At 58.5% G+C, this 24,717-nt stretch carries 25 protein-coding genes; 14 read left to right on the forward strand and 11 right to left on the reverse strand.

Translation table 11 applies throughout. From position 1 onward, the window contains the following. The first annotated feature begins 20 nt into the window (after positions 1 to 20). Positions 21 to 1,538 (forward strand): tripartite tricarboxylate transporter permease, encoded by a 1,518-nt coding sequence (locus tag CU103_RS28895; RefSeq protein WP_106667481.1) that lies wholly within the window; start codon positions 21 to 23, stop codon positions 1,536 to 1,538. Positions 1,539 to 1,567: 29 nt separating this feature from the next. Here CU103_RS28895 and CU103_RS31665 read toward each other — a convergent pair whose 3' ends face one another. Then, positions 1,568 to 1,732 (reverse strand): hypothetical protein, encoded by a 165-nt coding sequence (locus CU103_RS31665; protein ID WP_170117144.1) that lies wholly within the window; start codon positions 1,730 to 1,732, stop codon positions 1,568 to 1,570. A 270-nt stretch (positions 1,733 to 2,002) separates the two neighbouring features. Here CU103_RS31665 and rimP point away from each other — a divergent pair, with 270 nt between their 5' ends. The 9 genes from rimP to CU103_RS28940 all read left to right on the forward strand — a co-directional run bounded on the left by rimP (position 2,003) and on the right by CU103_RS28940 (position 13,199). Further along, positions 2,003 to 2,671 carry a ribosome maturation factor RimP gene (gene rimP / locus CU103_RS28900; protein WP_106667482.1) on the forward strand — a complete coding sequence of 223 codons (669 nt, stop codon included), beginning with the start codon at positions 2,003 to 2,005 and terminating at the stop codon, positions 2,669 to 2,671. Positions 2,672 to 2,738: 67 nt separating this feature from the next. Further along, the gene (gene nusA, locus CU103_RS28905; RefSeq protein WP_106667483.1) at positions 2,739 to 4,340 is read left to right on the forward strand and encodes a transcription termination factor NusA; all 1,602 of its coding nucleotides are present in this window, start codon (positions 2,739 to 2,741) and stop codon (positions 4,338 to 4,340) included. An 81-nt stretch (positions 4,341 to 4,421) separates the two neighbouring features. Continuing rightward, positions 4,422 to 5,063 carry an RNA-binding protein gene (locus CU103_RS28910; protein WP_410010301.1) on the forward strand — a complete coding sequence of 214 codons (642 nt, stop codon included), beginning with the start codon at positions 4,422 to 4,424 and terminating at the stop codon, positions 5,061 to 5,063. Continuing rightward, entirely contained in the window at positions 5,060 to 7,795 is a 2,736-nt protein-coding gene (infB, locus tag CU103_RS28915) for a translation initiation factor IF-2 (protein ID WP_106667484.1), read from the forward strand. Before CU103_RS28910 ends, infB begins: the two co-directional genes overlap by 4 nt. A gap of 78 nt (positions 7,796 to 7,873) precedes the next feature. Further along, complete coding sequence (gene rbfA / locus CU103_RS28920) at positions 7,874 to 8,329, forward strand: 30S ribosome-binding factor RbfA (RefSeq protein ID WP_106667485.1); 456 nt, start codon at positions 7,874 to 7,876, stop codon at positions 8,327 to 8,329. Between the two features lie 15 nt (positions 8,330 to 8,344). After that, positions 8,345 to 9,316, forward strand: a complete 972-nt coding sequence (gene truB, locus CU103_RS28925) for a tRNA pseudouridine(55) synthase TruB (protein WP_106667486.1) — start codon at positions 8,345 to 8,347, stop codon at positions 9,314 to 9,316. A 68-nt stretch (positions 9,317 to 9,384) separates the two neighbouring features. After that, complete coding sequence (rpsO, locus tag CU103_RS28930) at positions 9,385 to 9,738, forward strand: 30S ribosomal protein S15 (RefSeq protein ID WP_410010302.1); 354 nt, start codon at positions 9,385 to 9,387, stop codon at positions 9,736 to 9,738. 209 nt (positions 9,739 to 9,947) lie between these two features. Beyond that, a complete protein-coding gene (gene pnp, locus CU103_RS28935; RefSeq protein ID WP_106667487.1) occupies positions 9,948 to 12,089 on the forward strand; it encodes a polyribonucleotide nucleotidyltransferase in 2,142 nt (713 codons plus the stop codon). 93 nt (positions 12,090 to 12,182) lie between these two features. Beyond that, complete coding sequence (locus tag CU103_RS28940) at positions 12,183 to 13,199, forward strand: class I SAM-dependent methyltransferase (protein ID WP_106667488.1); 1,017 nt, start codon at positions 12,183 to 12,185, stop codon at positions 13,197 to 13,199. Between the two features lie 149 nt (positions 13,200 to 13,348). On the opposite strand, the gene fabI is transcribed toward CU103_RS28940, so the two are convergent. Genes fabI through fabA form a run of 3 tightly spaced genes read right to left on the reverse strand, consistent with a single transcriptional unit; the run spans position 13,349 to position 15,952 of the window. Beyond that, a complete protein-coding gene (fabI, locus tag CU103_RS28945; protein WP_106667489.1) occupies positions 13,349 to 14,164 on the reverse strand; it encodes an enoyl-ACP reductase FabI in 816 nt (271 codons plus the stop codon). Between the two features lie 9 nt (positions 14,165 to 14,173). Next, positions 14,174 to 15,400 carry a beta-ketoacyl-ACP synthase I gene (gene fabB / locus CU103_RS28950; RefSeq protein WP_106667490.1) on the reverse strand — a complete coding sequence of 409 codons (1,227 nt, stop codon included), beginning with the start codon at positions 15,398 to 15,400 and terminating at the stop codon, positions 14,174 to 14,176. 36 nt (positions 15,401 to 15,436) lie between these two features. After that, a complete protein-coding gene (fabA, locus tag CU103_RS28955; protein WP_106667491.1) occupies positions 15,437 to 15,952 on the reverse strand; it encodes a 3-hydroxyacyl-[acyl-carrier-protein] dehydratase FabA in 516 nt (171 codons plus the stop codon). A 324-nt stretch (positions 15,953 to 16,276) separates the two neighbouring features. On the opposite strand from fabA, the gene irrA reads away from it, so the two are divergent. Next, entirely contained in the window at positions 16,277 to 16,708 is a 432-nt protein-coding gene (gene irrA, locus CU103_RS28960) for an iron response transcriptional regulator IrrA (RefSeq protein ID WP_106667492.1), read from the forward strand. An 8-nt stretch (positions 16,709 to 16,716) separates the two neighbouring features. Here the strand turns inward: irrA and CU103_RS28965 are convergent, their stop codons facing one another. The 3 genes from CU103_RS28965 to CU103_RS28975 all read right to left on the reverse strand — a co-directional run bounded on the left by CU103_RS28965 (position 16,717) and on the right by CU103_RS28975 (position 17,977). Then, positions 16,717 to 17,103 carry a type II toxin-antitoxin system VapC family toxin gene (locus CU103_RS28965; protein ID WP_106667493.1) on the reverse strand — a complete coding sequence of 129 codons (387 nt, stop codon included), beginning with the start codon at positions 17,101 to 17,103 and terminating at the stop codon, positions 16,717 to 16,719. Further along, complete coding sequence (locus tag CU103_RS28970) at positions 17,100 to 17,342, reverse strand: type II toxin-antitoxin system Phd/YefM family antitoxin (RefSeq protein ID WP_106667494.1); 243 nt, start codon at positions 17,340 to 17,342, stop codon at positions 17,100 to 17,102. Before CU103_RS28970 ends, CU103_RS28965 begins: the two co-directional genes overlap by 4 nt. 80 nt (positions 17,343 to 17,422) lie before the next feature. Then, positions 17,423 to 17,977 carry an SH3 domain-containing protein gene (locus CU103_RS28975; protein WP_410010367.1) on the reverse strand — a complete coding sequence of 185 codons (555 nt, stop codon included), beginning with the start codon at positions 17,975 to 17,977 and terminating at the stop codon, positions 17,423 to 17,425. A 194-nt stretch (positions 17,978 to 18,171) separates the two neighbouring features. Here CU103_RS28975 and CU103_RS28980 point away from each other — a divergent pair, with 194 nt between their 5' ends. Next, complete coding sequence (locus CU103_RS28980) at positions 18,172 to 19,173, forward strand: 2-hydroxyacid dehydrogenase (RefSeq protein ID WP_106667514.1); 1,002 nt, start codon at positions 18,172 to 18,174, stop codon at positions 19,171 to 19,173. A gap of 20 nt (positions 19,174 to 19,193) precedes the next feature. On the opposite strand, the gene CU103_RS28985 is transcribed toward CU103_RS28980, so the two are convergent. The 4 genes from CU103_RS28985 to sugE form a co-directional block, all read right to left on the reverse strand. Then, entirely contained in the window at positions 19,194 to 19,613 is a 420-nt protein-coding gene (locus CU103_RS28985; protein ID WP_106667495.1) for an aconitase X swivel domain-containing protein, read from the reverse strand. Further along, the gene (locus tag CU103_RS28990) at positions 19,610 to 20,866 is read right to left on the reverse strand and encodes an aconitase X (protein WP_106667496.1); all 1,257 of its coding nucleotides are present in this window, start codon (positions 20,864 to 20,866) and stop codon (positions 19,610 to 19,612) included. Before CU103_RS28990 ends, CU103_RS28985 begins: the two co-directional genes overlap by 4 nt. A gap of 4 nt (positions 20,867 to 20,870) precedes the next feature. Beyond that, entirely contained in the window at positions 20,871 to 21,656 is a 786-nt protein-coding gene (gene moeB, locus CU103_RS28995; RefSeq protein ID WP_106667497.1) for a molybdopterin-synthase adenylyltransferase MoeB, read from the reverse strand. A 93-nt stretch (positions 21,657 to 21,749) separates the two neighbouring features. Continuing rightward, positions 21,750 to 22,064: a quaternary ammonium compound efflux SMR transporter SugE gene (gene sugE / locus CU103_RS29000; protein ID WP_106667515.1), complete on the reverse strand. Its 315-nt coding sequence runs from the start codon at positions 22,062 to 22,064 to the stop codon at positions 21,750 to 21,752. A 627-nt stretch (positions 22,065 to 22,691) separates the two neighbouring features. Here sugE and CU103_RS29005 point away from each other — a divergent pair. Both CU103_RS29005 and CU103_RS29010 read left to right on the forward strand, forming a co-directional pair. Further along, positions 22,692 to 24,005 (forward strand): AlbA family DNA-binding domain-containing protein, encoded by a 1,314-nt coding sequence (locus CU103_RS29005; RefSeq protein WP_106667498.1) that lies wholly within the window; start codon positions 22,692 to 22,694, stop codon positions 24,003 to 24,005. Between the two features lie 305 nt (positions 24,006 to 24,310). Further along, positions 24,311 to 24,526, forward strand: a complete 216-nt coding sequence (locus CU103_RS29010) for a hypervirulence associated TUDOR domain-containing protein (protein WP_106667499.1) — start codon at positions 24,311 to 24,313, stop codon at positions 24,524 to 24,526. Positions 24,527 to 24,717 lie beyond the last annotated feature (191 nt).

Below are 24,717 nucleotides of genomic sequence, written 5' to 3' on the forward strand. Positions count from 1 at the left end.
GGAAGGCTCTAGATCCCGCTATGGATAGTTTTACCTTATTGGCACATGGCTTTGCCGTTGCAATGCAGCCGCTCAATCTGCTGTATGCGTTGATTGGCGTAACGTTGGGCACCGCAGTCGGGGTTCTTCCGGGCATTGGACCTGCCCTTACCGTCGCGCTGCTGCTTCCGGTTACCTACAAGCTCGATCCTGGGGGATCGCTTATCATGTTCGCGGGCATCTACTATGGCGGCATGTACGGCGGTTCGACCACATCGATTTTGCTGAATACACCTGGCGAGAGCTCGTCGATCGTCACCGCCCTTGAAGGGAACAAGATGGCGCGGGCCGGGCGAGGCGGTCCTGCACTGGCAACGGCGGCTATCGGTTCGTTCGTTGCCGGGCTGATCGCAACAATGGCGCTGGCGTTGATCGCTCCGACGATCGTCAAATTCGCCCTGTCGTTCGGACCTGCAGAATACTTCGCTCTGATGATCCTGGCGTTTATGACAGTTTCGGCGGCGTTCGGCGATTCCACATTGCGCGGGTTGACGGCGCTGTTCCTCGGGCTTGCCCTTGGTCTGGTCGGCATTGATCTTCAAACCGGACAGGCTCGCCTTGCTTTCGGTATCCCGGATCTGCTCGACGGTGTGGAAGTCACAACGCTGGCAGTGGCCCTTTTTGCCATCGGCGAGACTCTGAGCGTCGCTGCGTCCCATCGGTACGGCGAGGAAAAGATTGAGCCCGTCAAGGGTTCGGTCTGGATGAGCAGGGAGGACTGGTCGCGTTCCTGGAAGCCTTGGCTGCGCGGAACCTTCATCGGCTTCCCGATTGGCGCAATGCCTGCGGGCGGCGCCGAGATCGGCACGTTCCTGTCCTATTCAGTGGAAAAGCAGTTGGCGAAGAAGCCCGAAGAGTTTGGCCATGGCGCCATTGAAGGCGTCGCTGGCCCTGAAGCCGCCAACAATGCGTCGGCTGCCGGAACGCTGGTTCCATTGCTGACGCTCGGTCTGCCGACGAGCGCGACCGCTGCGATCATGCTCGCTGGATTCCAGCAATTTGGCCTTCAACCCGGACCATTGCTGTTTGCCAATAATCCGCAGATCGTCTGGGGGCTGATTGCCAGCTTGCTCGTCGCCAATTTCATGCTGCTGGTTCTGAACCTGCCGCTCGTGGGACTTTGGGTACGGTTGCTGTCGATCCCGCGGCATTGGCTCTATGCGGGGATTCTGGTCTTCGCCACGCTCGGTACCATTGGCGCCAATCCTTCGACATTCGAGCTTGGCATGCTGCTGGCCTTTGGTGTGCTTGGATATATTTTGCGCCGCTTCGGTTATCCGATCGCGCCGGTCGTTGTCGGATTGATTTTGGGCCCGATGGCAGAACAACAGTTGCGGCGTGCACTGGCGATCAGTCAGGGCGACGCCACCGTGCTTGTAGGATCGCCGATCGCGGTGATTCTGCTCGTGCTCGCCGTTTGTGCTGTCGTCGTACCGCTTATCATGCGCGCGCGCGGCAAGGGCAAGGTGCTCTCGGCGCTGGCCGCGAGCGAAGACTGATCAGGTCAGCCTGCGTCCACCGGGACCAATTAGTTCCGGTGGATGGAGCTGAACTGTACGGGGTCGATGCCGAGGGCGCGCAAGTCTGAGGCAACCGGCTGGTGGCCGATGCGCGTTGCCGATGCTACCGCGACAGCGCTGCCAAACACGTTCAAGAAGCGGCCGATCTTCGTTGGAATATGTATCTTTGTCATTTCTCTATCCTTTCGCAATGATGCTGCGATGCAACATAAATAGGAGGGATGACCAGATAAGTTTAGGTCCGATAGTGCAGGGCAGCCATGCGAAATTGCATTGCAAAAAGCGCCGATGGCAAACTGTGAGTAGAAATTCACGTCTGTGCTTGAAACCTGCATGTCATTTCGGTATATAGAAGTCATATTCTTGGTCGATAGAACAGGAGTGGGTCCAGACCGGTCCCGCTCTTTTTTGTTTCTTGGGGCCGAAACAGGGAAAAAATTTGCGTGACAGACGGCGCTGAAACAGAGCACGAGACAGCCTCCGCCAAGGGGCTTGAACAACGGATTATCACTGAAACCGGTGTCGATGCCCGGGTGGCCGGGATTATTGAGCCGGTATTGGAATCCATCGGGTTCCGTTTGGTGCGGGTTCGTCTCTCCGGTCTAAACGGACTGACCTTGCAGATCATGACCGAGCGTAACGATGGCACCATGACTGTCGAGGATTGCGAGCTCGTCAGTCGGACGTTGTCGCCTGTGCTCGACGTTGAGGATCCGATAGACCGGCATTATCATCTGGAAGTTTCGTCGCCCGGTATTGACCGTCCGCTCGTTCGTAAATCGGATTTCGTCACCTGGACCGGCCACGTCGTCAAGATTGATACGTCCGCTGTTCTGGAGGGGCGCAAGAAGTTTCGCGGCCGCATAGCGGAGGTTTCCGCTGATGCCGTCACGGTGGAAAGCGATCAGGCGAGCTACGGGGACAAGCCAGTCGTCGAGGTGCCGTTCGAGATGATCGCGGACGCGCGGCTTGTTTTGACGGATGACCTCATTCGTGACGCTCTGCGCCGCGACAAGGATTTGCGCGAGGGACGGATTCCGGAAGAGACCGATGCCGCGGCAGGCGAGGCAAATGCTTCGGCCGCCGAGCAGGAACAGACAAAACAGGATTGATATTTCATACGCCCGCAGGACAAGCGAGGCGGTGAACCCCCAAGGGGGAACCTTCAAGGAGAAGAACATGGCAGTCAGTGCAAACAGGCTAGAACTTCTGCAGATCGCCGATGCGGTGGCACGCGAGAAGTCGATTGACCGCGAGATCGTGATTGCGGCGATGGCCGATGCCATTCAGAAAGCTGCACGCTCGCGTTATGGCCAGGAAACCAATATCCGCGCCGATATCAACGCGAAGACCGGTGAAATCAAGTTGCAGCGTCTGCTTGAAGTGGTCGAGACGGTTGAAGATCCGGTAACCCAGATTGGCATGGATGCAGCTCGCGACCGCAATCCCGATGCCCAGCCCGGCGATTTTCTCGCCGACCAGTTGCCGCCAATGGATTTCGGCCGCATCGCAGCACAGTCCGCTAAGCAGGTTATCGTGCAGAAAGTGCGCGAGGCCGAGCGTGACCGTCAGTATGACGAATACAAGGATCGTGTCGGCGAGATCATCAACGGCAGCGTCAAACGCGTTGAATATGGCAATGTGATCGTCGATCTCGGCCGCGGCGAAGCCATTGTGCGCCGCGACGAGTTGATCCCGCGCGAAACTTTCCGCTACGGCGACCGCGTTCGCGCCTACGTCTACGATGTGCGTCGCGAGCAGCGCGGCCCGCAGATTTTCCTGAGCCGCACGCATCCGCAGTTCATGGCCAAGTTGTTCACCATGGAAGTGCCGGAAATCTATGACGGTATCATCGAGATCAAGTCGGTAGCCCGCGATCCGGGTTCGCGCGCCAAGATCGCTGTGATTTCCCGCGATTCTTCGATTGATCCGGTGGGCGCCTGCGTTGGTATGCGCGGTTCACGCGTTCAGGCGGTCGTCGGCGAGTTGCAAGGCGAGAAGATCGACATCATTCCATGGTCACCGGAGCCTGCTTCCTTCATCGTCAATGCGCTTCAGCCCGCTGAAGTTGCAAAAGTTGTTCTCGATGAAGACGCCGAGCGTATTGAAGTTGTGGTCCCGGATGACCAACTATCTCTTGCGATCGGCCGTCGTGGACAGAATGTACGTCTGGCCTCGCAGCTGACAGGCTGGGATATTGATATCCTCACGGAGCAGGAAGAGTCGGAGCGCCGTCAGAAGGAATTCGTCGAACGCTCAAATCTGTTCATGGAAGCGCTTGATGTTGACGAGATGGTTGGTCAGGTTCTTGCCTCCGAAGGTTTCGCCAGCGTCGAAGAAATTGCCTATGTAGATAGCGACGACATTTCCTCCATCGATGGTTTCGACGAGGAAACGGCGACGGAAATCCAGCAGCGCGCCCAGGAATATCTTGGCCGCATCGAAGAGGAGCGCGATGCCCGCCGCAAGGAATTGGGTGTCTCCGACGAACTTCGCGATCTGCCGGGCATGACGAATGCCATTCTCGTTGCGGTCGGCGAAGACGGTGTCAAGACGGTCGAAGACTTCGCCGGATATGCGGTTGACGAATTGACGGGCTGGCGTGAACGCAAGGATGGTGAGACAATCAACTATCCCGGCATCCTGTCGTCGTTCGAAGTCAGCCGCGCCGATGCGGAGCAGATGGTACTTGCTGCGCGCCTTAAAGCTGGCTGGATTACGGAAGAGGATCTTGCTGCCGCCGAGCCCGAAGCAGAAGCGGATGAAGAGGTCGCCGGGTAACGCTCGATCATGAAAGTGCATGATTTTTTTGAGCAAGGTCATGCGGAAATGATGAAGAGCGAACAAGGCGTGGAACCGGAAATGAACGACAGGACGTGCATTGTCACGCGTGAAAGCGGTACTGTCGATGACATGATCCGGTTTGTCGCCGCTCCCGATGGGACGATTGTAGCCGATTTGAAGCGCAATCTTCCCGGCAGGGGGTGTTGGGTGAAGGCCCAGCGGCGTTACATTGATGAGGCGGTCAAGCGAAAGCTCTTTCCGCGCGGGTTGAAAAGCAACGTCCTTGTTCCGGATGATTTCGGGCTAGCTGTGGATCAGATGCTTGCAAAATCCGCGCTTGGAAGTTTTGGGTTGGCGCGCAAGGCCGGTGTTGTGGTAACAGGGGCCGCAAAAGTGGACGCTGCCATCCGCAACGGCACTGCAGCTCTCGTCCTTCACGCGTTTGAAGCGGCGGAAGATGGTGTGCGCAAACTTGACCAGGCCCGCCGTTCGGTAGTTTATGCGGGCGGACCGGAGATACCCGCCCTTTCATTGTTTGAAAGCAGTGAAATGGATTTGGCATTGGGTGGGGTAAATGTGATACATGCTGCCGTACTCAAGGGAACGGCAGCTGCCGGGTTCGTTAAACGAGCCTGGCTGCTACAGCATTTTCGCGATGGCCGTGACGATCGGGCCGACGCTAAAGCGGCAGCTGCCGCGAAGGAAACGGAAACGGAATGAGCGATACAAAATCGACAGACGACAAGACGCTTGGCGTCAACAAGAAAACCCTGACCCTGAAGCGGCCGGGTGTTGAGCAAAGCACAGTGCGCCAGAATTTCAGCCACGGGCGCACGAAGTCTGTTGTCGTTGAAACCAAGAAGCGCAAGTTTAGCCTTCCGGACCACAAGCCGGAGGTTGCGCCTCCTGCTGCGCCGGCTCCAGCCCCGGCCCAAGTGGCAACACCTGCTCCGGCAGCGCCGGTGCGGCCTGCGCCTCAGCCTGCTCCAACGCAGGTTAGTCCGGCAGCAGCACCCCGTCCGGCAGCACCAGCCGCCGCTGCGCCCGCGGCCCAGCCAACCGCACGTCCTGCCGCGCCATCGCCGCAGCAGCGTCCGGCACAACAGCCCTACCGTCCGTCCGGCCAGCGTCCGAACGACCGCTCTGGCATGGTACTGAACACCTTGTCGGCTGCCGAGCTAGAAGCTCGCCGCAAAGCGCTTGAAGGTTCAAAGGCCCGTGATGCCGAAGATCGCGCCAAGGCCGCCATTGAAGCGGCCCGCCGCGCGGAAGAAGAGGCTTTGCGCGCCAAGGAGCGGGAAGATTCCGCCCGTCGCCAGGCCGAGGAAGAGGAGCGTCTGCGCAAGGAAGCCGAGGCCAAGCACAAGGCCGAAGAGGAATCCCGCAAGCGTCAGCCTGAGGTCAAGACAGTTGATGATGGAACCGCGAAAGCACCGGTGCGCAGGCCAAATGCAGCCGAAGAGGACGACGATCGCCGTGGTCCGGCAGGAGCCCGCCGTGGTGGTAGCGCCGCGCCGGCCAAGCCGGAAGTTCGCGCACCCAAGGTCGTCAAGGGCGAAGACGAACGCCGCCGTGGCAAGCTTACATTGGGCTCTGCGCTCAATGATGAGGGCCGCAGCCGTTCGCTGTCCGCCATGCGCCGCCGACAGGAGAAATTCAAACGGGGCATGCAGCAGGAGAGCCGCGAGAAGATCGCGCGTGAAGTCATTCTGCCTGAAACCATCACCATCCAGGAACTCGCTCAGCGTATGGCCGAGCGTTCGGTCGATGTTATCAAATTCCTGATGAAGGAAGGCCAGATGATGAAGCCGGGCGATCTGATCGACGCCGATACAGCCCAGCTGATTGCCGAGGAATTCGGTCATACGGTTCGCCGCGTTGCCGAATCTGACGTTGAAGAGGGTATCTTCAACGTGCAGGACGATGAGGCCGCATTCGCGTCGCGTCCGCCGGTTGTCACGATCATGGGTCACGTCGACCACGGCAAAACCTCATTGCTCGATGCAATCCGTCAAGCCAACGTCGTTTCCGGCGAAGCCGGCGGGATTACCCAGCATATTGGTGCCTATCAGGTCGAACAGAATGGCCAGAAGATCACCTTCATCGATACGCCGGGCCACGCCGCCTTTACGGCCATGCGTGCCCGCGGTGCGCAGGCAACCGATATCGCCATTCTCGTTGTAGCAGCTGACGACAGTGTCATGCCGCAGACGATTGAATCGATCAACCACGCCAAGGCGGCAGGTGTCCCGATCATCGTCGCGATCAACAAGATCGACAAGCCATCGGCTGATGCGCAGAAGGTCCGCAATGGCCTGCTTCAGCATGAAGTCTTCGTTGAATCTATGGGCGGTGAAACGCTCGACGTCGAGGTTTCGGCAAAGACTGGCGTAGGCCTCGACAAGTTGCTCGAAGCCATCCTGCTTCAGGCGGAAATTCTCGATCTGAAGGCGGATCCGACGCGGACGGCCGAAGGCGTTGTCATCGAAGCCAAGCTCGACCGTGGTCGCGGTTCCGTTGCCACTGTGCTGGTCCAGAAGGGCACCTTGCATCCAGGCGATATTATCGTCGCCGGTAGTGAATGGGGCCGGGTTCGTGCGCTCGTCAATGACCGCGGTGAGAACATGAAGGAAGCCGGACCGGCGACGCCTGTCGAGGTTCTGGGTCTCCAGGGTCCGCCACAGGCTGGCGATCGTTTTGCCGTCGTCGAAAACGAAGCCAAGGCACGCGAGATTTCCGAATATCGCACACGTCTTGCCCGTGAAAAGGCCGTGGCAAAGCAGGCCGGTTCGCGCGGTTCGCTCGAACAGATGATGAGCCAGCTCCAAGTAACGGGTCTGAAGGAATTCCCGCTTCTCATCAAGGGTGACGTGCAGGGTTCGATCGAAGCCATCGCCGGTGCACTGGATAAGCTCGGAACCGACGAGGTGCGCGCGCGCATCATCCATTCGGGTGCCGGCGGCATCACCGAGAGTGATATCGCCCTCGCAGAAGCCTCCAATGCAGCTATCATCGGTTTCAACGTCCGTGCCAACAAGCAGGCACGTGATCTGGCCGAGCGCGAAGGCATCGAAATCCGCTACTACAATATCATCTACGATCTCGTGGACGATGTGAAAGCGGCCATGTCGGGTCTTCTTTCGCCAGAGCGGCGCGAAACCTTCCTCGGCAATGCGGAGATTCTCGAGGTCTTCAACATTACCAAGGTCGGCAAGGTTGCCGGTTGCCGGGTTACCGAAGGCAAGGTTGAACGTGGTGCAGGTGTACGCCTTATCCGCGACAACGTTGTCATCCACGAAGGCAAGCTCAAGACCCTCAAGCGCTTCAAGGACGAAGTCGCTGAGGTTCCGGCGGGCCAGGAATGCGGTATGGCGTTCGAGAACTACGACGACATGCGTGCAGGCGATACGATCGAAGCTTTCCGCGTCGAACATGTGACCCGCACGCTCTAAGCGCGGCGTCTCGATCAACAATAACAGGGTCGCCGGAATAGTATCCGGCGATCTCTTGTTTGTTTGGATATGATAATAATGGCTCGTTTTGCTACCGGATCAGGCCCCTCACAACGTCAGTTACGCGTCAGCGAGCAAGTGCGCCACGCGGTTTCCCAAGTGCTCCAGCGCGGCGACGTTCGCGATGACACACTCGAAAATGCTGTTGTTGCCATTTCCGAAGTGCGCATGTCGCCTGATCTGAAAATTGCCACGTGCTTCGTATCGCCGATCGGGGCAGCGGATAGCGATGGCGTTATCAGCGCCCTGAACAAGCATTCCAAGTTTATTCGAGGGCGGGCGGCTGCTCATCTCAAGCAAATGAAATATATGCCGGAATTCCGTTTCCGCATCGATACGAGTTTCGACAATTATGCCAAGATCGATGCGCTTTTGCGCAAGCCCGAAGTCACGCGCGATCTCGCCGAAGATGATGATGACGGCGGCGATCCGAACCCGGGCGATGTTCCAGGCCACGGCGACGGTAACGATTGAATGGCCGATAGATAAATGACAAGACAGCGCAAGAAAAAAGGCCGTCCGGTATCCGGCTGGCTGATCTTTGACAAGCCGAAAGGCATGGGGTCGACCGAGGCCGTTTCCAAGATCAAATGGCTGTTCAAGGCTGAGAAGGCGGGCCACGCCGGTACGCTTGATCCACTGGCATCGGGCATGCTGCCGATTGCGCTTGGCGAGGCTACAAAGACTGTTCCCTATGTCATGGATGGGACAAAGATTTATCGGTTCACGGTCACCTGGGGTGCTGAGCGCACGACGGATGATCTCGAAGGCGAGGTGACCGTAACGTCCGACAACTGTCCGGATGAAGCGGCCATCAAGGCGTTGCTATCTAAATATACAGGCGTCATCCGGCAAACACCGCCCAAATTTTCGGCGATCAAGATCGCCGGTGAACGGGCCTATGATCTGGCTCGCGGCGGTGAGGAGATCGAAATACCTTCCCGTGAGGTCGAGATCGACCGATTGGAGTTGATCGATCGCCCGGATGACTCGACTGCGATCTTCGAGGTCGAATGCGGCAAGGGCACTTACGTGCGTTCGCTCGCACGCGATATGGGTCGCGATCTCGGCTGTTACGGGCATATCTCCGATCTTCGCCGCACTGAGGTCGCGCCATTCGATGAGTCAGATTTCGTCACACTTGCGGAACTGGAAGCGGCCCATCCGCCTGTCCCTGCCGAGGTTGAAGGCGAAGACCGCTCCTACGAGAGGCTTGCCGAGCGGTTCTCGGTGATGGATGCGTTCCTGATCGATACTGGAGCCGCGCTGGAAAGCTTGCCTCAGGTAGCGGTTTCGGACGATCAGGCTCACCGCATTCGCATGGGCAATCCGGTAATCCTGCGCGGACGCGATGCACCTGTTGAAGCCGACGAGGCCTGTGTGACCAGCAAGGGCAAGCTCTTGGCCATAGGTTTCGTCGAACAGGGCCAGTTCAAGCCGAAGCGCGTGTTTACGGCGTGAAACGGCCAAAATTATTTGCGACTGGTAATTTGTCACATTTTCGACTATACGGCCCGCAGCGATAGGCTTTGCTTATCGCTTTAACCGGCCCCCGCTGGACGACATCCCGGCCGTGGGCATCCTGTTTTCCTCTTCAAAAGAAAGGATATACGATGTCGATAACCGCTGAACGCAAGCAGGCAGTGATCTCTGAGTATGCAACCAAGCCAGGCGATACCGGTTCTCCGGAAGTCCAGGTTGCCGTTCTGACAGAGCGCATTGTCAACCTGACCGAGCATTTCAAGGACCACAAGAAGGACAATCATTCCCGTCGTGGTCTTCTCAAGCTCGTCTCGACGCGCCGCAGCCTTCTTGACTACCTCAAGAAAGTTGACCAGGGCCGCTACCAGACGCTGATCGAAAAGCTCGGCCTGCGCCGCTAACAGATTGGACCGGCGGGTGCGTTAGTCGCTCCGCCGGTCTCTTTCATCTCCAATGGAGATGAGGACTACCATGAGACAGGTCATGGGGCAGGATTGCAGGCAACTCGGTAGGGAGTTGCACGTTGTCTTGCCCGTGATTGGTCTAAACGAAACGGGACAAATGCGGCAATCCAAAGGGATGCGCGTTTTTTCCCACTGAAGGACAAGATATGTTTAATCAACACAAAGTTGAAATCGAATGGGGCGGTCGTCCGCTCATTCTCGAAACCGGCAAGATCGCCCGTCAGGCTGACGGCGCCGTTCTCGCCACTTACGGCGAGACTGTCGTACTCGCTACCGTCGTTTCCGCCAAGGAACCGAAGCCAGGTCAGGACTTCTTCCCGCTCACAGTCAACTACCAGGAAAAGACCTATGCCGCCGGCAAGATCCCGGGCGGCTACTTCAAGCGTGAAGGTCGTCCGAGCGAAAACGAAACACTGGTTTCGCGCCTGATCGACCGTCCGATCCGCCCGCTCTTCGCTGACGGCTACAAGAACGACACGCAGGTTGTTCTGACCGTTATCCAGCACGATCTCGAAAACAACCCCGACATCGTCTCGATGATTGGTGCGTCTGCTGCGCTGACGCTCTCCGGCGTTCCATTCATGGGCCCGATAGGCGGTGCGCGCGTTGGCTACATTGGTGGCGAATACAAGCTTAACCCGACCGTTGATGAAATGGTCGAATCGAGCCTCGATCTCGTCGTTGCCGGTACAGGAGATGCTGTTCTGATGGTTGAATCGGAAGCCAAGGAATTGGCTGAAGATATCATGCTCGGCGCAGTTATGTTCGGCCACAAAAACTTCCAGCCAGTGATCGATGCGATCATCAAGCTCGCTGAAGTTGCGGCGAAAGAGCCGCGCGATTTCTCCACGGAAGACCTTGCTGCTGTTGAAGCCGCCGTCTTGAAGGTCGCCGAAGCTGATCTGCGCGATGCCTACAAGATCACCGACAAGCAGCAGCGTTACGCTGCAGTCGATGCTGCCAAGGCAAAGGTCAAGGCGCATTTCTTCCCGGAAGGCGTTGAAGAGACTGAGTTTTCAGCAGAAGAAATCGCAACCGTGTTCAAGTCGGTTCAGGCGAAGATCGTTCGCTGGAACATTCTCGACACGGGCAGCCGCATCGATGGCCGTGACCTTTCGACCGTACGCCCGATCGTTTCTGAGGTCGGCCTTCTGCCGCGCACCCATGGTTCGGCCCTATTCACCCGCGGTGAAACACAGGCCATTGTGGTTGCTACCCTCGGCACCGGTGAAGATGAGCAATATGTCGACTCGCTGACCGGCATGTACAAAGAAACCTTCATGCTTCACTACAATTTCCCGCCCTATTCGGTCGGTGAAACAGGTCGCATGGGTTCGCCAGGCCGCCGCGAAATCGGTCACGGCAAGCTTGCTTGGCGCGCTATCCACCCGGTTCTGCCTGCCAAAGAACAGTTCCCGTACACGCTCCGCACCGTTTCCGAGATCACCGAATCCAACGGCTCATCCTCGATGGCTACAGTTTGCGGTACATCGCTGGCCCTGATGGATGCGGGTGTTCCGCTGCTCCGTCCGGTTGCCGGTATCGCCATGGGCCTGATTCTCGAAGGCGAGAAGTTTGCTGTTCTTTCCGACATCCTCGGCGACGAAGATCACCTCGGCGACATGGATTTCAAGGTTGCGGGTACGGAAGGCGGGATCACCGCCCTGCAGATGGACATCAAGATCGACGGCATCACCGAAGAAATCATGAAGGTTGCCCTGGCTCAGGCCAAGGACGGCCGTCTGCATATCCTCGGCGAAATGGCGAAGGCAATCACCGAAGGCCGTTCGGAACTTGGCGAATTTGCACCGCGCATTGAAGTCATGAACATTCCGACCGACAAGATCCGTGACGTTATTGGTTCCGGTGGTAAGGTCATTCGCGAAATAGTCGAAAAGACTGGTGCGAAGATCAACATCGAAGACGATGGCACGGTGAAGATCGCATCTTCGTCCGCCAAGGAAATCGAAGCCGCCCGCAAGTGGATCCACTCTATCGTTGCAGAGCCTGAAGTTGGCGAGATCTATGAAGGTACAGTTGTAAAGACCGCTGACTTCGGCGCATTCGTAAACTTCTTCGGCCCACGCGATGGCCTGGTACACATTTCGCAGCTTGCTTCGGATCGTGTTGCCAAGACTTCCGACGTGGTCAAGGAAGGCCAGAAGGTTTGGGTCAAGCTCATGGGCTTCGATGAACGCGGCAAGGTTCGCCTGTCGATGAAAGTTGTCGACCAGGAAACCGGCAAGGAAATCGTTCAGGAAAAGAAAGCTCAGGAAGACGCTGAGTAATCTTCTGTAAAAAGACTACGATAAAAGCGCGCCCGGATTCCTGTCTGGGCGCGCTTTTTTCTTGCGGTAACATATCTATAGATGGATCTGACTATGGCCCATGGTGCGCTCAAGACGCTCTTTCTGCCTTTTGAAGATGAAATACTGCCAGTGCCAGGCCAGGGTGCCCACTGGCTGTTTCTCGGTGCGGAAGTCGACCCCGATATTGCAAGCGACTGGCAGGGCGTCCTGACCTGCCTGCAGCCGTTCAAGCCCGATTACCTTGCGTTGCAGAAGGCGGGATTTAATGCCGTGCCACGGTTGCAAGGCGAGGAGCGCTTCGATGGCGCGCTGATCCTGATCGGCAAACATCGCGGCCGCAATGAAGCCTGGCTAGCACAGGCACTGGACCATGTGGTTCCGGGCGGCGTGGTCGTGGTTTCAGGCGACAAGAAGCTCGGCGTCGACAGCTTTCGAAGGACTGTCGAGACCATAGCGCCGGTCACAGACAGACTTTCGAAACACCATGCGGTCGCCTTCTGGTTCACGCGGCCAGATGAGCTGAATATCAATAAAATTCAATCGCTTGCGCCCGCGCCAACGAAGTTGGAAGATCGCTTCATGACGGCCCCGGGCATGTTCTCGCACACTGCCATCGACAAGGGTTCGGCCATGCTGGTCAAGCATTTCGAAGGGCGCATCAGCGGCCATGTAGCCGACTTCGGTGCAGGCTGGGGCTACCTTGCAAGCGAAGTGCTGAACCATCCGGAGAAACTCAAGTCGCTGGCACTCTATGAAGCCGATTTTGAAGCAATGGAAGCGGCAAAAACAAACATCGCTGCCGGCGAACTTCCTGTCAGCTTTCACTGGCATGACGTGAATAGTGAAGCGATTACAGAGATTTACGATACGATCGTCATGAACCCGCCATTCCATGCCGGACGCAGCGCCGACCCGACAATGGGGCAGGGGTTCATTGCGGTCGCCGCCAAACGCTTGAAGCCGGGTGGCAAGCTCTTGCTCGTCGCCAACCGGCAAATGCCCTATGAGGCAGGATTGAAATCCTTGTTCAAATCGGTGCAGTCACTTGAGGACGATGCTGGCTACAAGATCATCGAGGCGAAGAAGTGATCTCTACTCCGCACAACTAAATTGCCACTGCAAGTTGAAAAGTGTTGGCCATTTCGACAGGTTCTTGAGCCACTTCCGCAGATATTTGTGCCATTTCCGGACAGATCCGCTTAAAACCTGCACCGGTCTTATTACCGCATGGCCAGGAATTATTCCTTACCGTCGTCCGACTTTTTCAGTTCTTCCAAAGTTGGCATCGACACAATGTTGTAGCCCGAATCCACATAATGAATCTCGCCCGTGACGCCACTGGACAGATCCGATAAAAGGTAGAGCGCCGACCGGCCGACGTCTTCGATATCGACAGTCCTTCGTAGGGGCGCATTGCGCTTCTGATAGGAAAACATGGCACGCGCATCGCCGATGCCGGCACCTGCCAATGTCCGCACGGGACCCGCAGAAATTGCATTGACGCGAATGCCATCGGGGCCGTAGTCGGCGGCGAGATAACGGACCATGGCCTCCAGCGCGGCCTTGGCTACACCCATCACATTATAGTTGGGCATGACCCGGGTCGAGCCGCCATAGGTCAGCGTCAGGATCGACCCGCCAGCCGTCATCAGCTTCGAGGCGCGCTGCGCGACCTCGGTGAACGAATAGGCCGAGATCACCATGGTGCGGCTGAAATTGTCACGCGTCGTCACATCGGCATAGCGGCCCTTGAGCTGCGACTTGTCGGAAAAGCCGATGGCGTGAACCACGAAATCGATGCTGCCCCATTCTTTTTCCAAGGTGTCGAAAACCGCATCGACCGTTGCGATATCCTCGACGTCGCATGGCAGCAGGAGTTTCGAGCCGAGCTGTTCGGCCAGTGGCGCAACGCGCTTGCCGAATGCGTCGCCCTGATAGGTAAAGGCAAGTTCGGCACCGTTGCCGGCCAGTTCCTTGGCAATGCCCCAGGCAATGGAATGGCTGTTCGCGACCCCCATGATGAGACCGCGTTTGCCCTTCATCAACTCACCCATGTCTTCCCCTCAACCCTCGTAGCGCTGGTAGACCAGCGATGCATTCGTGCCGCCAAATCCGAAGGAATTGGTCAGGACCGTGTTCAATTTGACATTGTCGATCCGCTTGCGTGCAATGGGCATGTCGCTGAATGCCGGATCGAGTTCTTCGATATTGGCGCTCTCGGCGATGAAGTCATTGTTCATCATCAAGAGCGAATAGATCGACTCGTGCACGCCCGTCGCGCCCTGCGAATGTCCCGTCAGCGATTTGGTGGCCGAGATTGGCGGGCACTGGTTGCCCGAACCAAAGACTTCGCGGATTGCCTCGATTTCCTTGAGGTCGCCTACGGGCGTCGAGGTCGCATGCGGATTGATATAGTCAACCGGACCCTTGACGTTGGCGATCGCCATGCGCATGCAGCGGGCCGCGCCCTCACCGCTCGGAGCAACCATGTCGGCGCCGTCGGAGGTCACGCCATAGCCGACAAGCTCGCCATAAATCTTTGCGCCGCGCGCCTTGGCATGTTCCAGTTCTTCGAGAACCAGAACACCCGCTCCACCGGAAATGACGAACCCATCGCGGTTCTTGTCATAGGCGCGGGAGGCCACCGAAGGGCGGTCGTTATATTTGGATGACATGGCACCCATGCCGTCGAACAGCACTGACAGGGTCCAGTCGAGATCCTCGCATCCGCCCGCGAACATCATGTCCTGCTTGCCGTACTGGATCATCTCATAGGCGTTGCCGACGCAATGGTTGGAGGTCGCACAGGCTGACGAGATGGAATAGTTGACGCCCTTGATCTTGAACCAGGTGGCAAGCGTCGCCGAAGCGGTCGAAGACATGGCCTTCGGCACGGCAAACGGACCGACCTTCTTGCTCGAGCCGGATTCAATGGTTTTCTCGGCGGCTTCGACGATAGTACGTGTGGACGAGCCTCCCGATCCCATGATGATGCCGGTACGCTCATTGGAGATGAGGCTTGCATCGAGCCCTGCATCGGCGATGGCCTGATCCATGGCGACATGGTTCCAAGCTGTGCCACCGCCGTGAAACCGCATGGCGCGGCGATCTACCAGCGTTGACGGATCAAGTGTCGGGGCGCCGTGAACCTGACTGCGAAAACCATGCTTCGCATATTCTTCAGCGAAGACAATTCCCGATTTCGCTGTACGCAGGGATTCAAGCACCTCCTGCACATTATTACCGATAGAGGACACGATACCCATGCCCGTCACAACCACTCGCCGCATCGCGATCTCCTTGAAGGCACTACGTCGCCAAATTTGTCAGGCAGCGCTTTCCTTGAACAGGCCAACCCGCAGGTCAGTTGCTTTATAGATAGTCTCGCCATCGGCCTTTAGCCAGCCGTCGGCAATGCCAAGGACCAACCTGCCGCGCATCACGCGCTTGAAGTCGATGCCATATTCAACAAGTTTGGTTTTTGGTGTGACCATGCCGGTGAACTTCACTTCACCGGTTGAAAGGGCGCGGCCCTTGCCGGGTTCGCCAAGCCAGCCGAGGTAGAAGCCGGTCAATTGCCACATTGCATCGAGGCCGAGACAGCCGGGCATGACGGGGTCGCCGATAAAATGGCAGGGGAAGAACCACAGGTCAGATTTGATGTCGAATTCAGCGCGAATGTAACCCTTGCCGTTTTCGCCGCCAGTTTCAGAAATCTCCGTGATGCGGTCAAACATCAGCATGGGTGGTGCTGGCAACTGGGCATTGCCCTGACCGAACATCTCTCCGCGGGCACAGGCAAGGAGCTCTTCATACCCGTAGCTTGATTTCTGTTCTGGCATTCTTTCTCCCATCAACTATTTCACAGACTGCGCCTGGAACGCGAGATGATCCGGCATTCTGCGGAACCTATCACAGAGTGTTTCCGCCTGAAAACGCTGTCTAGAGCAAACCACGATCAAATGGAACCCTTGGCCTCATCAAGCCTCCAGCGAATTTGGCAGGGACATTACAATTCCGGAATCCTCCACTTTCCTCTAGACGAACGGCTTATTCTCTGCCTATTGATCGATTCCGCAAGACGGCATATATCAATCATGTAACACCATAGACAACTCGTTTATGGTGTGACTTTTGATATCAGTTAACGGAGTGGCAGACGGGCCATGCATATTTCTTATGAGATAGATGCCGATGTATCCTTGCAGGAGCGCTTGCGCTTTGCAGGATTGCGGCCGACCCGTCAACGTGTCGCGCTTGCGAGCTTGATCTTTTCCAAGGGCGACAGGCATCTCTCGGCCGAGGAGCTGCACGAAGAGGCGCAGGGTGCCAATGTGCCGGTTTCGCTGGCAACGGTTTACAACACCCTGCATCAGTTCACCCAGGCCGGAATGCTGCGCATTCTCGCGGTCGAGGGGGCGAAGACCTATTTCGACACCAATGTTTCCGACCATCATCACTTTTTCGTTGAGGGCGCGAACGAAGTGATCGATATTCCCGATGGTTCGGCCATGGTCGGCCATTTGCCGCCCGTGCCGGAAGGCATGGAAATCGTCAACGTTGATATTATTATCCGTCTGCGCAAAAAGCGCGGTTGATCAGCGAATTAAACAATCTGTATTGGTCCAGGGTATTGGGCGACCATAGTGTCGGCTGTCAGCAGGGTAATGCCTTCAACGGTCGCTTGCGCCACAAGTATGCGGTCAAATGGGTCTTTATGAATGGGTGGCAGGGACGCGACGAAGACTGCGTGTTCACTGGTGATTGGTAGTTCCTGATAGCCGTTGTCCAGCAGGCCTCGACGGAGCAGGCGTGAATCAACCTGGAAATCTGATCGGCCCAACCCAGATTTGACGGCTACCTCCCACAGGCTCGCCGGACTGAACATAAGTTCGTTGAATGGGTCGGCCATTAGATCGCGGGCTTTCTCGGGAAGAAGTTCCAATGATCCCGCTGCCCACAAAATCAGATGTGTGTCGAGCAGCAGCTTCATTCTTCGCCATCAAAAAGTTGCTCAATCTCTGTGCGGCCCATACTGTCGAAATCAGCTGGAACTCTAATCTGCCCTGCCATAAATCCAAACCGCTGCGGGTTCGTCATGGGTTCGTCCAGCGGTACGACTTTCGCAATCGGCTTTCCGGCCTTCGCGATCACGAATGGCTCGCCGTTGGCCGCCTGCTCGACCAAGCGGGACAGATGGGTCTTTGCCTCATGAATGTTGATCGTTCGCATCCGAATAGACCCAATGAACTAAGTTTAGTTTACTTAGTCCATTGAGCACGAAAATACAAGCCTGTAGCAGGATCCCGAATCTAATCGTCGAACTTCTCGTCCGGATAGGCGCCCCAGATGTCTGGCTGGCGCATCCAGCCACTGGCGCCGCTGAACACCACCCGGCAAAAAGCGCCATTACACGCCTTCAAAGTCCCCAATACACCTGGTTGTACCTTTGCGATTACGCCCGATTTGTCATCGGCATTTCGATAGACGTTGAGCATGGCCCCATCCTTGTCGCGCTGCCAAGGTGCCGTCATAGCCGTACGTTTGCCGGACAGCAGCGACTGATAGACCCAGCCCTCTGTGCCTTCTGAATCGCGGATACGCCGCCAATTGTCGTATTCCTGGACGATCTCGACCGGCAGGCCGGATTTCAGGAAGAGCCAGGTCACAGCATAGTCCCGCCCGGGGCCAACCCGAAGATTGACGCGGCCAGGTTTCAGGCTGACGAAGCGTGGAAGGGGCAGGCCGCTTGGACCTATCTGCGCTGCAGCTTCGGCTTTCGGCAATATGGGCAAACTGAGTGGCACGGCCAGGGCCAGGGCGGCCGCAATACTGCCTGCGTTAAGAAAAGCGTGAATATTTTTCAGGTTCAACAAAATCAGTCCTTCATCGTTCCGGACCTGCAATCGGCCGATTTTGCGGCAGAATGGAGAACGATCCCTATTTTTCTTTGTCTTTGATGCGCCGCCTTGATAGACAAGTGGAGGAGCGTACAAGAGCAATTGCAGTTTGCAATGACTTGGTTAAAGAGGTCTCAATAGCGTCTCTAAAAGGGAGGGGAATATTGGTGAGCAAGAAGCCTCTGGTCGTCATCACCCGTAAACTGCCGGATTCCATCGAGACGCGGATGCGCGAGCTCTTTGAGGCGCGGCTGAATGTCGACGACCGGCGGTTGTCCAAGGCCGAACTGATCGAGGCCGTGAGCCACGCCACTGTGCTCGTGCCCACCATCACCGACCATATCGGTGAGGAGATCATCCACGCGGCCGGGCCCAATCTCAAGCTCATCGCCAATTTCGGCAACGGTACCGACAATATCGATGTGGTCGCCGCAGCCAAACGCGGCATTACTGTCACCAACACCCCGAACGTGCTCACAGAAGATACCGCCGACATGACCATGGCGCTGATGCTGGCCGCCCCGCGCCGCCTCGTTGAAGGCGCAGCCATCCTGCTCGATGACGGAAAATGGGAAGGCTGGGGCCCGACCTGGATGCTCGGGCGCCGCATCTGGGGCAAGCGGCTCGGCATAGTCGGCATGGGCCGCATCGGTACGGCGGTTGCACGGCGCGCCAAGGCCTTCGGCCTGTCGATTCACTATCACAACCGCAAACCGGTGAACCCGAAGACCGAAGAGGAACTGGAGGCAACCTATTGGGAAAGCCTCGACCAGATGCTGGCGCGCATGGACATCATCTCGGTCAATTGCCCTTCGACACCTGCGACGTTTCACCTGCTCTCGGCACGGCGGCTCGCGTTGATGCAGCCGACGGCCTTCATCGTCAATACGGCGCGTGGCCAGATTATCGATGAGCACGCGCTGATCGAGCAGCTCGAACGCGGCAAATTGGCCGGCGCTGCGCTCGACGTGTTCGAGCACGAGCCTGCGGTAAATTCCAAGCTGCGCAAGCTCGCCAAGCACGGCAAGGTCGTGATCCTGCCGCATATGGGCTCGGCGACGCTCGAAGGGCGCATCGACATGGGCGAGAAGGTGATCATCAACATCCGCACCTTCATCGACGGGCATCGCCCGCCGGACCGGGTACTGCCCCGGGACCAGTGAGAATCCACTCTGACGGCCGATTATCTCTCCCCTGCGGGGGAGATAAGAAGTGATCCATCCTGGCTCACCCGAAGCGAATTACCGGCAAGCTTTTTGAACTCCCCCCGATCCAATCTGAGCGCAATCGGCGTTGGGTGGCCCATTTCCTGCGCGACGACAAGCCCGAGCAACAGGATCGCGTCCGGCTCGTGCAGGATGATGGCGGCGGGTGCGAGGCCCGCGCTGACCAGCTCCAGCAGCACGGCGGCGGCGGATGACGAACCAATCGTGCCGGGCAGGCACAGCACCTTGCCGCTGATCGACACGCCATGTTGCGGATGGCGCACATCGGCAATCAGCCCGGTCTTCGGATTGACCCCGCCCCAGAAGCTGATCGGAGCAGTGAGGACCAGCGCCTCGCCCTTGGCGCCCTGACCTTCGACAAGGATTTCCCCCTTCATGCCGCAACCCCGAACACGGGGCGGCCAAGGACGGCGCTTTCCACACATTCGGCCATGGAGCCGTAGATGACGCCATAGCCGGTGTTGCCGGGCGCGTAGTGGGCGAACTTGCCGGAATTGGTCATCAGTACCGCGCCGGCAATATCCGGCAGGATCGGCGTGACGACGACGCAGGTATCGACGACGATGATGACGCCGCTGGCTTCGAGTGTCTGGCGCCGGCCGTCCTGCTCCAGCGCGGCGAGCGCATGGCGGCCGGTGCAGGCATAGAGCGGAACCTTGAGCCTGCGCCCGGCGATCAGCGTTTCCAGCCGCGCGAATTCCTCCGTCGAGAGGTGGGGACTGCCGATGGCTACGGCATCGATGCGGCCGGTATCCATCGCGGTGGAGAGGCGGCGGCGCGAATCGGCAATCATCGCCGCCGTTACCCGGATCACCGCTTGCGGCGGCTGGTGATGCAGCGCCACGGCCAGGTCCGGCGCTTCCGGCGTGACGCCCGCCACATGGAACAGGCCGACGGCGCCCGCCGAGGCGGCCGCGGCGCCGAACGCTTTGAGCGCGTCCTCGCCGGGATGCGCCGCAATGCCCGCAACCACGCCGACCGCGTCGCCGATCTCGCGGCCGTAAAGGCTGCCAAGGATCGGCCAGGCGGCTTCGGACTGAAGGAACGCTGGCTCGAGGCCGGTCACGTCGAAGATCACCGTGGCGCGGCGGTTTTGCGGAAGGTGAAAACCGTAATAGGGGGCGAAGCCGGAAATGGCGCAGGCAATGTCGAGGAAATCGCCGTAGCGGTTGGTGCGTGCGCCGAGCACCGAATTGCAGAACACCACGGCGTTGCTCTCGCCCCAGGCGACATCGCTGCCCAGCGCCGGGCGGTGACCGGCCTGATAGGGCGCGCAGGTCCAGCTCGGCTCGCAGCCAAGCTTGCGGTAGGCGTCCATCATCCGCCGCGCCATGGCGCGCTCATGCGCCGGCAGCCGGTTCTTCGAACAGCCGGTCAGATCGAGCGAGCCGACATTGAGCGTCGCGCGCACCGCGACCTTGCCGCCGCCCTCAACCAGCTTTTCGGCAAACAGCGTGCCGGAATCGCCATGATAGAGCGCGCCGTCGATATGCGCCGAGGCGATGGGGATCAGCGACGGCGCACCCATCAGCCGCGCCGTGGCGGCGACGATGCGCATTGCCATCGCGGCGCTTGTCCCCAGCGCGCCGCCCGCGATTGCCTGCTGCTCTGCGGAAAGCTCGAGCGCCATGGCGTCAGGCCCTGCGGGCTTTGTACTTGCCGGCCTTGTACCGGATGATCTCGAAGCGCGAGGTCAGCGCATCGTAAAGCAGCAGCCGGCCGATCAGCGGCTCGCCAATGCCGGTGATGAGCTTGATCACCTCCGTCGCCTGCAGCGTGCCGATGACGCCAGGCAGCACGCCGAGCACGCCGGCCTCGGCACAGGCGGGCAGGAGACCCGGCGGCGGCGGATTGGGGAACAGATCGCGGTAGGAAGGGTTCGGCTCGCCCGCCGCGTTTTCCGCATAGGGCATCAGCGTCGTCACCGAGCCGTCGAAGCGCCCGAGCGCCGCCGAGACCAGCGGCCGCTGCTGTTCGAGGCAGGTATCGGCCAACAGATAGCGCGTCTCGAAATTGTCGGAGCCATCGACGATGATGTCGTAGCGGCGCACCAGACCGGCGGCATTGTCCGGCGCGATGCGGGTTTCGTGCGTCTCGACGGTCACATGCGGATTGATCGCGGCAATGGCGCGCGCCGCGCTTTCCACCTTGGCCGAGCCGACGAGCTCGCTCGAATGGATGATCTGCCGCTGCAGGTTCGACAGCGACACCCGGTCGTCATCGGCGATGCCGAGCGTGCCGACGCCCGACGCCGCCAGATATTGCAGCACCGGCGCGCCGAGCCCGCCGGCACCGACGACCAGCACGCGGGCGCGCTTCAGCTTCTGCTGACCGGGCCCGCCGATCTCGCCAAGGATGATATGGCGGGCATAGCGCTCGATTTCGGACGGGGAGAGGGCGGTGTTTTGCTGTTCTGTCATGACGACACACTAGGATATGATGGGCCGATAGGGAACAACGCCGCTCTGCTTTATCTCTCCCGCAAGGGGAGAGATAATCCGCACCCTGCGTCCTCAGGCCAGAAACTTCAGCCCGCCAATGCCCGAAACGATGAGCGCGATGCAGACGAGGCGGATCACCGTCGCGGGCTCGGCGAAGAGATACATGCCGAGCAGCGCCGTGCCGACCGTGCCGATGCCTGTCCACACCGCATAGGCGCTGCCGACCGGCAGGTCGCGCACGGCAAGGCCGAGCAGCACGATGCTGATGATCATGCTGGCGACAGTGAGAACAGTGGGGGTGAGGCGGGTAAAGCCCTCGGTATATTTGAGCCCGATGGCCCAGCCGATTTCAAAGAGACCCGCAACGACAAGTATAATCCAGGCCATGACGACCATCCTTCATGATTTGATCGGGCCGTCCCGGATTGTCTGGAAACGCGCTAAGCGTGGAGGCCGTCCTCCATTGATTTATTTAGGGTCGAGCGGGCGAATTGGCAAGACGGCGAAGGGATGAGTAATTTTGGTGTTTAGGTTCAAGGGGAGTGAAGGGGGGAAGGACACACTGGCGCGCTTGTGTTCGAGAATGCGCGCGGGCAGTGGCGACATTCGATACCCCCAACCGGCCCGGCACCTCGTAGAATAGGATGCCTTCAGGCCAAGCGCAAAGGGTCAGACGAGGCGCCCTGCAACCAAGCGGCCAGTGCCGTGTCGTCATTGCGTTTGCAAGGGCTGGTCGCCAACCCGGATGTGAAGCTGCGTTCCGGATTTGCCTGGAAAATGCTGTGGGGCCTTCCTCAGCGAATTCAATCGGGGAGCAGAGGGGAATTGGCGAGGTGGCGAGGGGATGAGTAATTTGGGTGGTTAGGTTCAAGGGGAGTGGGGGGATGCACGTCTGTGCACCGCTACGAATTTCCGCTTAGCGCGGAGCGGGGACGTTGAGGCGGATATTGTAAGCTTTCGCGCAATCCTTCATTAGTGGGTGGCGACAATGCAAAGGGAGATAATTCTAGCAAAATGGCAGCTCCAGACGACCTGAAACAGCTATTCCAGCTCCAAGAAGAAACTCTCTCGACCGAATTCAAGGCGTGGCTTGACTTTTCCACGGCCGAGGGGCGGGCGACTTTGGCGAAAGCAGCGATTGCCCTGGCTAATCACGGCGGCGGAACTGTCGTCATGGGCATGGCCGGTAAACCTCCTGCATCGACACCGCGCCCGCAAGCAATCCCACGCTATACATCTGACTCGGTGAACGCTGCGGTCAATAAGTACGCGGACCCGCAGCTTCATTGCAATGTCATGCACCTCAACCATCCACACACCGGTCATGAGCACACTCTGATCGTTGTTCCCGGTCCCCACGGCGTCCCCATCATGTCCAAAAAGGACCTGCCGGGCGTCATCGCTGCTCAGAAGACTTACATCCGCAAGCCTGGGCCGAAGAGTGAGGAGCCCTTTACTTCCGAAGAGTGGCGGAGCCTGTTCGCGCAGAACATGCAGGCCAACAGAGATACCATGCTGGAGAGCGTCCGCAACGTGTTCTACGGCCTCTCGACCGCTCCACAAGCTCCCGTCGACCGGCTGCAAGAATTCAGCGAAGAATCTCGGGCAAAATGGGAAGCCTTGATAGGTAGGCTCCCGCCGGACGACATCGCGCGGATGCCGCACGGTCGCTACGAGTTCACTTTTGAAATTATCGGGGTCCCTACCGCCAAGTCCCTGACAGAGCTGAACAGGCTGATCGAAAAGACCGCGGAAGTCAGGCACACGGGCTGGAGCCCATTTATCATCCTGTCCCGGCAGCCCATCGGGCCGGCAGCTGTGGACGGGGTGATTCAGACCTGGATCGGAACCCCGAAGGAATCCGGCCGACGCACCAACAACGTAGATTTCTGGCGCGCTCATCCTGATGGTCGGCTGTTCCAGGTACGCGCCTACGACGAGGACGACACTGACCGCTTCGCACCCGGTACAGTTTTCAGCCTGACGACGCCCATATGGCGATTCGGAGATGCACTACTGTTCGTTGCGCGCCTTGCCCGTGAGTGGGGCGATAATCCGACCATACTTTTCAAGGCGGAGTACCATGGGCTGAAGGGGCGCGAGCTGCGTGTCCTCGACCGCAACCGTGCGCCATTGAGCTATCCTCGAATTAGTCAGACAGAAACCGTGGTCGTTCGCGGAGAAGCCACGGCGAGCCAGATTCTCGATAACACGGAGGAAGTTTTACGGGGGGCGCTCGCTCCAGTCTACGAAGCATTCGATTTCTTTGTACTTCCATTTCAGGTCATCGTCCAAGAAGTTGCGGATCTAAAGGCAGGTCGGTTCTAAGGCACGCAACGATGCAGTCATTTCGGTGCAGCCGAGGCATTCCAGTTAGATTCTTGTTCAATGACGAGCACCCATCGCGAGCCAGCTGGATCAGGTCGGGTTAGGGGAGATGCCTGCGCTGCTTAGCCGTGGGTCCTCGGGTCAAGCCCGAGGAAGACGGCGAAGTGGGTAGGCTTCAGGGAGCACACCCTTCGTGGTGATCAGCAAGGCAGCGTTGTAGGGGTTCCGTCGGGCTTGACCCGAGTACTGCGGATGACCGACAAGTAGGCACCCTACCGTCATCCCCACCCAACCGGACACGCCACATGATACATTTCCATAAAGGTGCGAGAGTTGAATGGGCCAAGGGCGGCGCCGGTACCGGCAAGATCGTCGAGCAGTTCACAAAGTCTGTGACGAGGACCATCGAGGGTGTCGAGGTGACGCGCAAGGCTTCAAAGGATGATCCCGCCTATATGATCGAGCAGGACGACGGCGGCAGGGTCTTGAAAAGCGCTTCGGAGCTCAAGGCCGCGAAATAGCCGCGCGTGGTTCGACAGGCTCACCATGCGGGAGTTGGGTTGATTTTAGCATGAGGGAGGGGGGTGCTCCGTGGAGCCTGCGTACCTACCAAGGGAGATGAGTATGCTCCGTGGACCCTGCGCATCCACCACGGGAGGCGGGTGTGCTCCCTGAAGCCTGCCCACATCTCCGTCATCCGTGGTCCTCGGGT

Origin of the sequence: Phyllobacterium sophorae (assembly GCF_003010965.1) — a bacterium.
In the GTDB taxonomy this organism is placed as follows: Bacteria; Pseudomonadota; Alphaproteobacteria; order Rhizobiales; family Rhizobiaceae; genus Phyllobacterium; species Phyllobacterium sophorae.

Excerpts from the sequence above, each read along its gene's own strand:
- CU103_RS28895 (WP_106667481.1), top strand. The coding sequence starts at position 21 with ATGGATAGTTTTACCTTATTGGCACATGGCTTTGCCGTTGCAATGCAG.
- CU103_RS31665 (WP_170117144.1), bottom strand. The coding sequence starts at position 1,732 with ATGACAAAGATACATATTCCAACGAAGATCGGCCGCTTCTTGAACGTG.
- nusA (WP_106667483.1), top strand. The coding sequence starts at position 2,739 with ATGGCAGTCAGTGCAAACAGGCTAGAACTTCTGCAGATCGCCGATGCG.
- CU103_RS28910 (WP_410010301.1), top strand. The coding sequence starts at position 4,422 with ATGAACGACAGGACGTGCATTGTCACGCGTGAAAGCGGTACTGTCGAT.
- infB (WP_106667484.1), top strand. The coding sequence starts at position 5,060 with ATGAGCGATACAAAATCGACAGACGACAAGACGCTTGGCGTCAACAAG.
- rbfA (WP_106667485.1), top strand. The coding sequence starts at position 7,874 with ATGGCTCGTTTTGCTACCGGATCAGGCCCCTCACAACGTCAGTTACGC.
- truB (WP_106667486.1), top strand. The coding sequence starts at position 8,345 with ATGACAAGACAGCGCAAGAAAAAAGGCCGTCCGGTATCCGGCTGGCTG.
- pnp (WP_106667487.1), top strand. The coding sequence starts at position 9,948 with ATGTTTAATCAACACAAAGTTGAAATCGAATGGGGCGGTCGTCCGCTC.
- CU103_RS28940 (WP_106667488.1), top strand. The coding sequence starts at position 12,183 with ATGGCCCATGGTGCGCTCAAGACGCTCTTTCTGCCTTTTGAAGATGAA.
- fabI (WP_106667489.1), bottom strand. The coding sequence starts at position 14,164 with ATGGGTGAGTTGATGAAGGGCAAACGCGGTCTCATCATGGGGGTCGCG.
- fabB (WP_106667490.1), bottom strand. The coding sequence starts at position 15,400 with ATGCGGCGAGTGGTTGTGACGGGCATGGGTATCGTGTCCTCTATCGGT.
- fabA (WP_106667491.1), bottom strand. The coding sequence starts at position 15,952 with ATGCCAGAACAGAAATCAAGCTACGGGTATGAAGAGCTCCTTGCCTGT.
- irrA (WP_106667492.1), top strand. The coding sequence starts at position 16,277 with ATGCATATTTCTTATGAGATAGATGCCGATGTATCCTTGCAGGAGCGC.
- CU103_RS28965 (WP_106667493.1), bottom strand. The coding sequence starts at position 17,103 with ATGAAGCTGCTGCTCGACACACATCTGATTTTGTGGGCAGCGGGATCA.
- CU103_RS28970 (WP_106667494.1), bottom strand. The coding sequence starts at position 17,342 with ATGCGAACGATCAACATTCATGAGGCAAAGACCCATCTGTCCCGCTTG.
- CU103_RS28985 (WP_106667495.1), bottom strand. The coding sequence starts at position 19,613 with ATGAAGGGGGAAATCCTTGTCGAAGGTCAGGGCGCCAAGGGCGAGGCG.
- CU103_RS28990 (WP_106667496.1), bottom strand. The coding sequence starts at position 20,866 with ATGGCGCTCGAGCTTTCCGCAGAGCAGCAGGCAATCGCGGGCGGCGCG.
- moeB (WP_106667497.1), bottom strand. The coding sequence starts at position 21,656 with ATGACAGAACAGCAAAACACCGCCCTCTCCCCGTCCGAAATCGAGCGC.
- sugE (WP_106667515.1), bottom strand. The coding sequence starts at position 22,064 with ATGGCCTGGATTATACTTGTCGTTGCGGGTCTCTTTGAAATCGGCTGG.
- CU103_RS29005 (WP_106667498.1), top strand. The coding sequence starts at position 22,692 with ATGGCAGCTCCAGACGACCTGAAACAGCTATTCCAGCTCCAAGAAGAA.
- CU103_RS29010 (WP_106667499.1), top strand. The coding sequence starts at position 24,311 with ATGATACATTTCCATAAAGGTGCGAGAGTTGAATGGGCCAAGGGCGGC.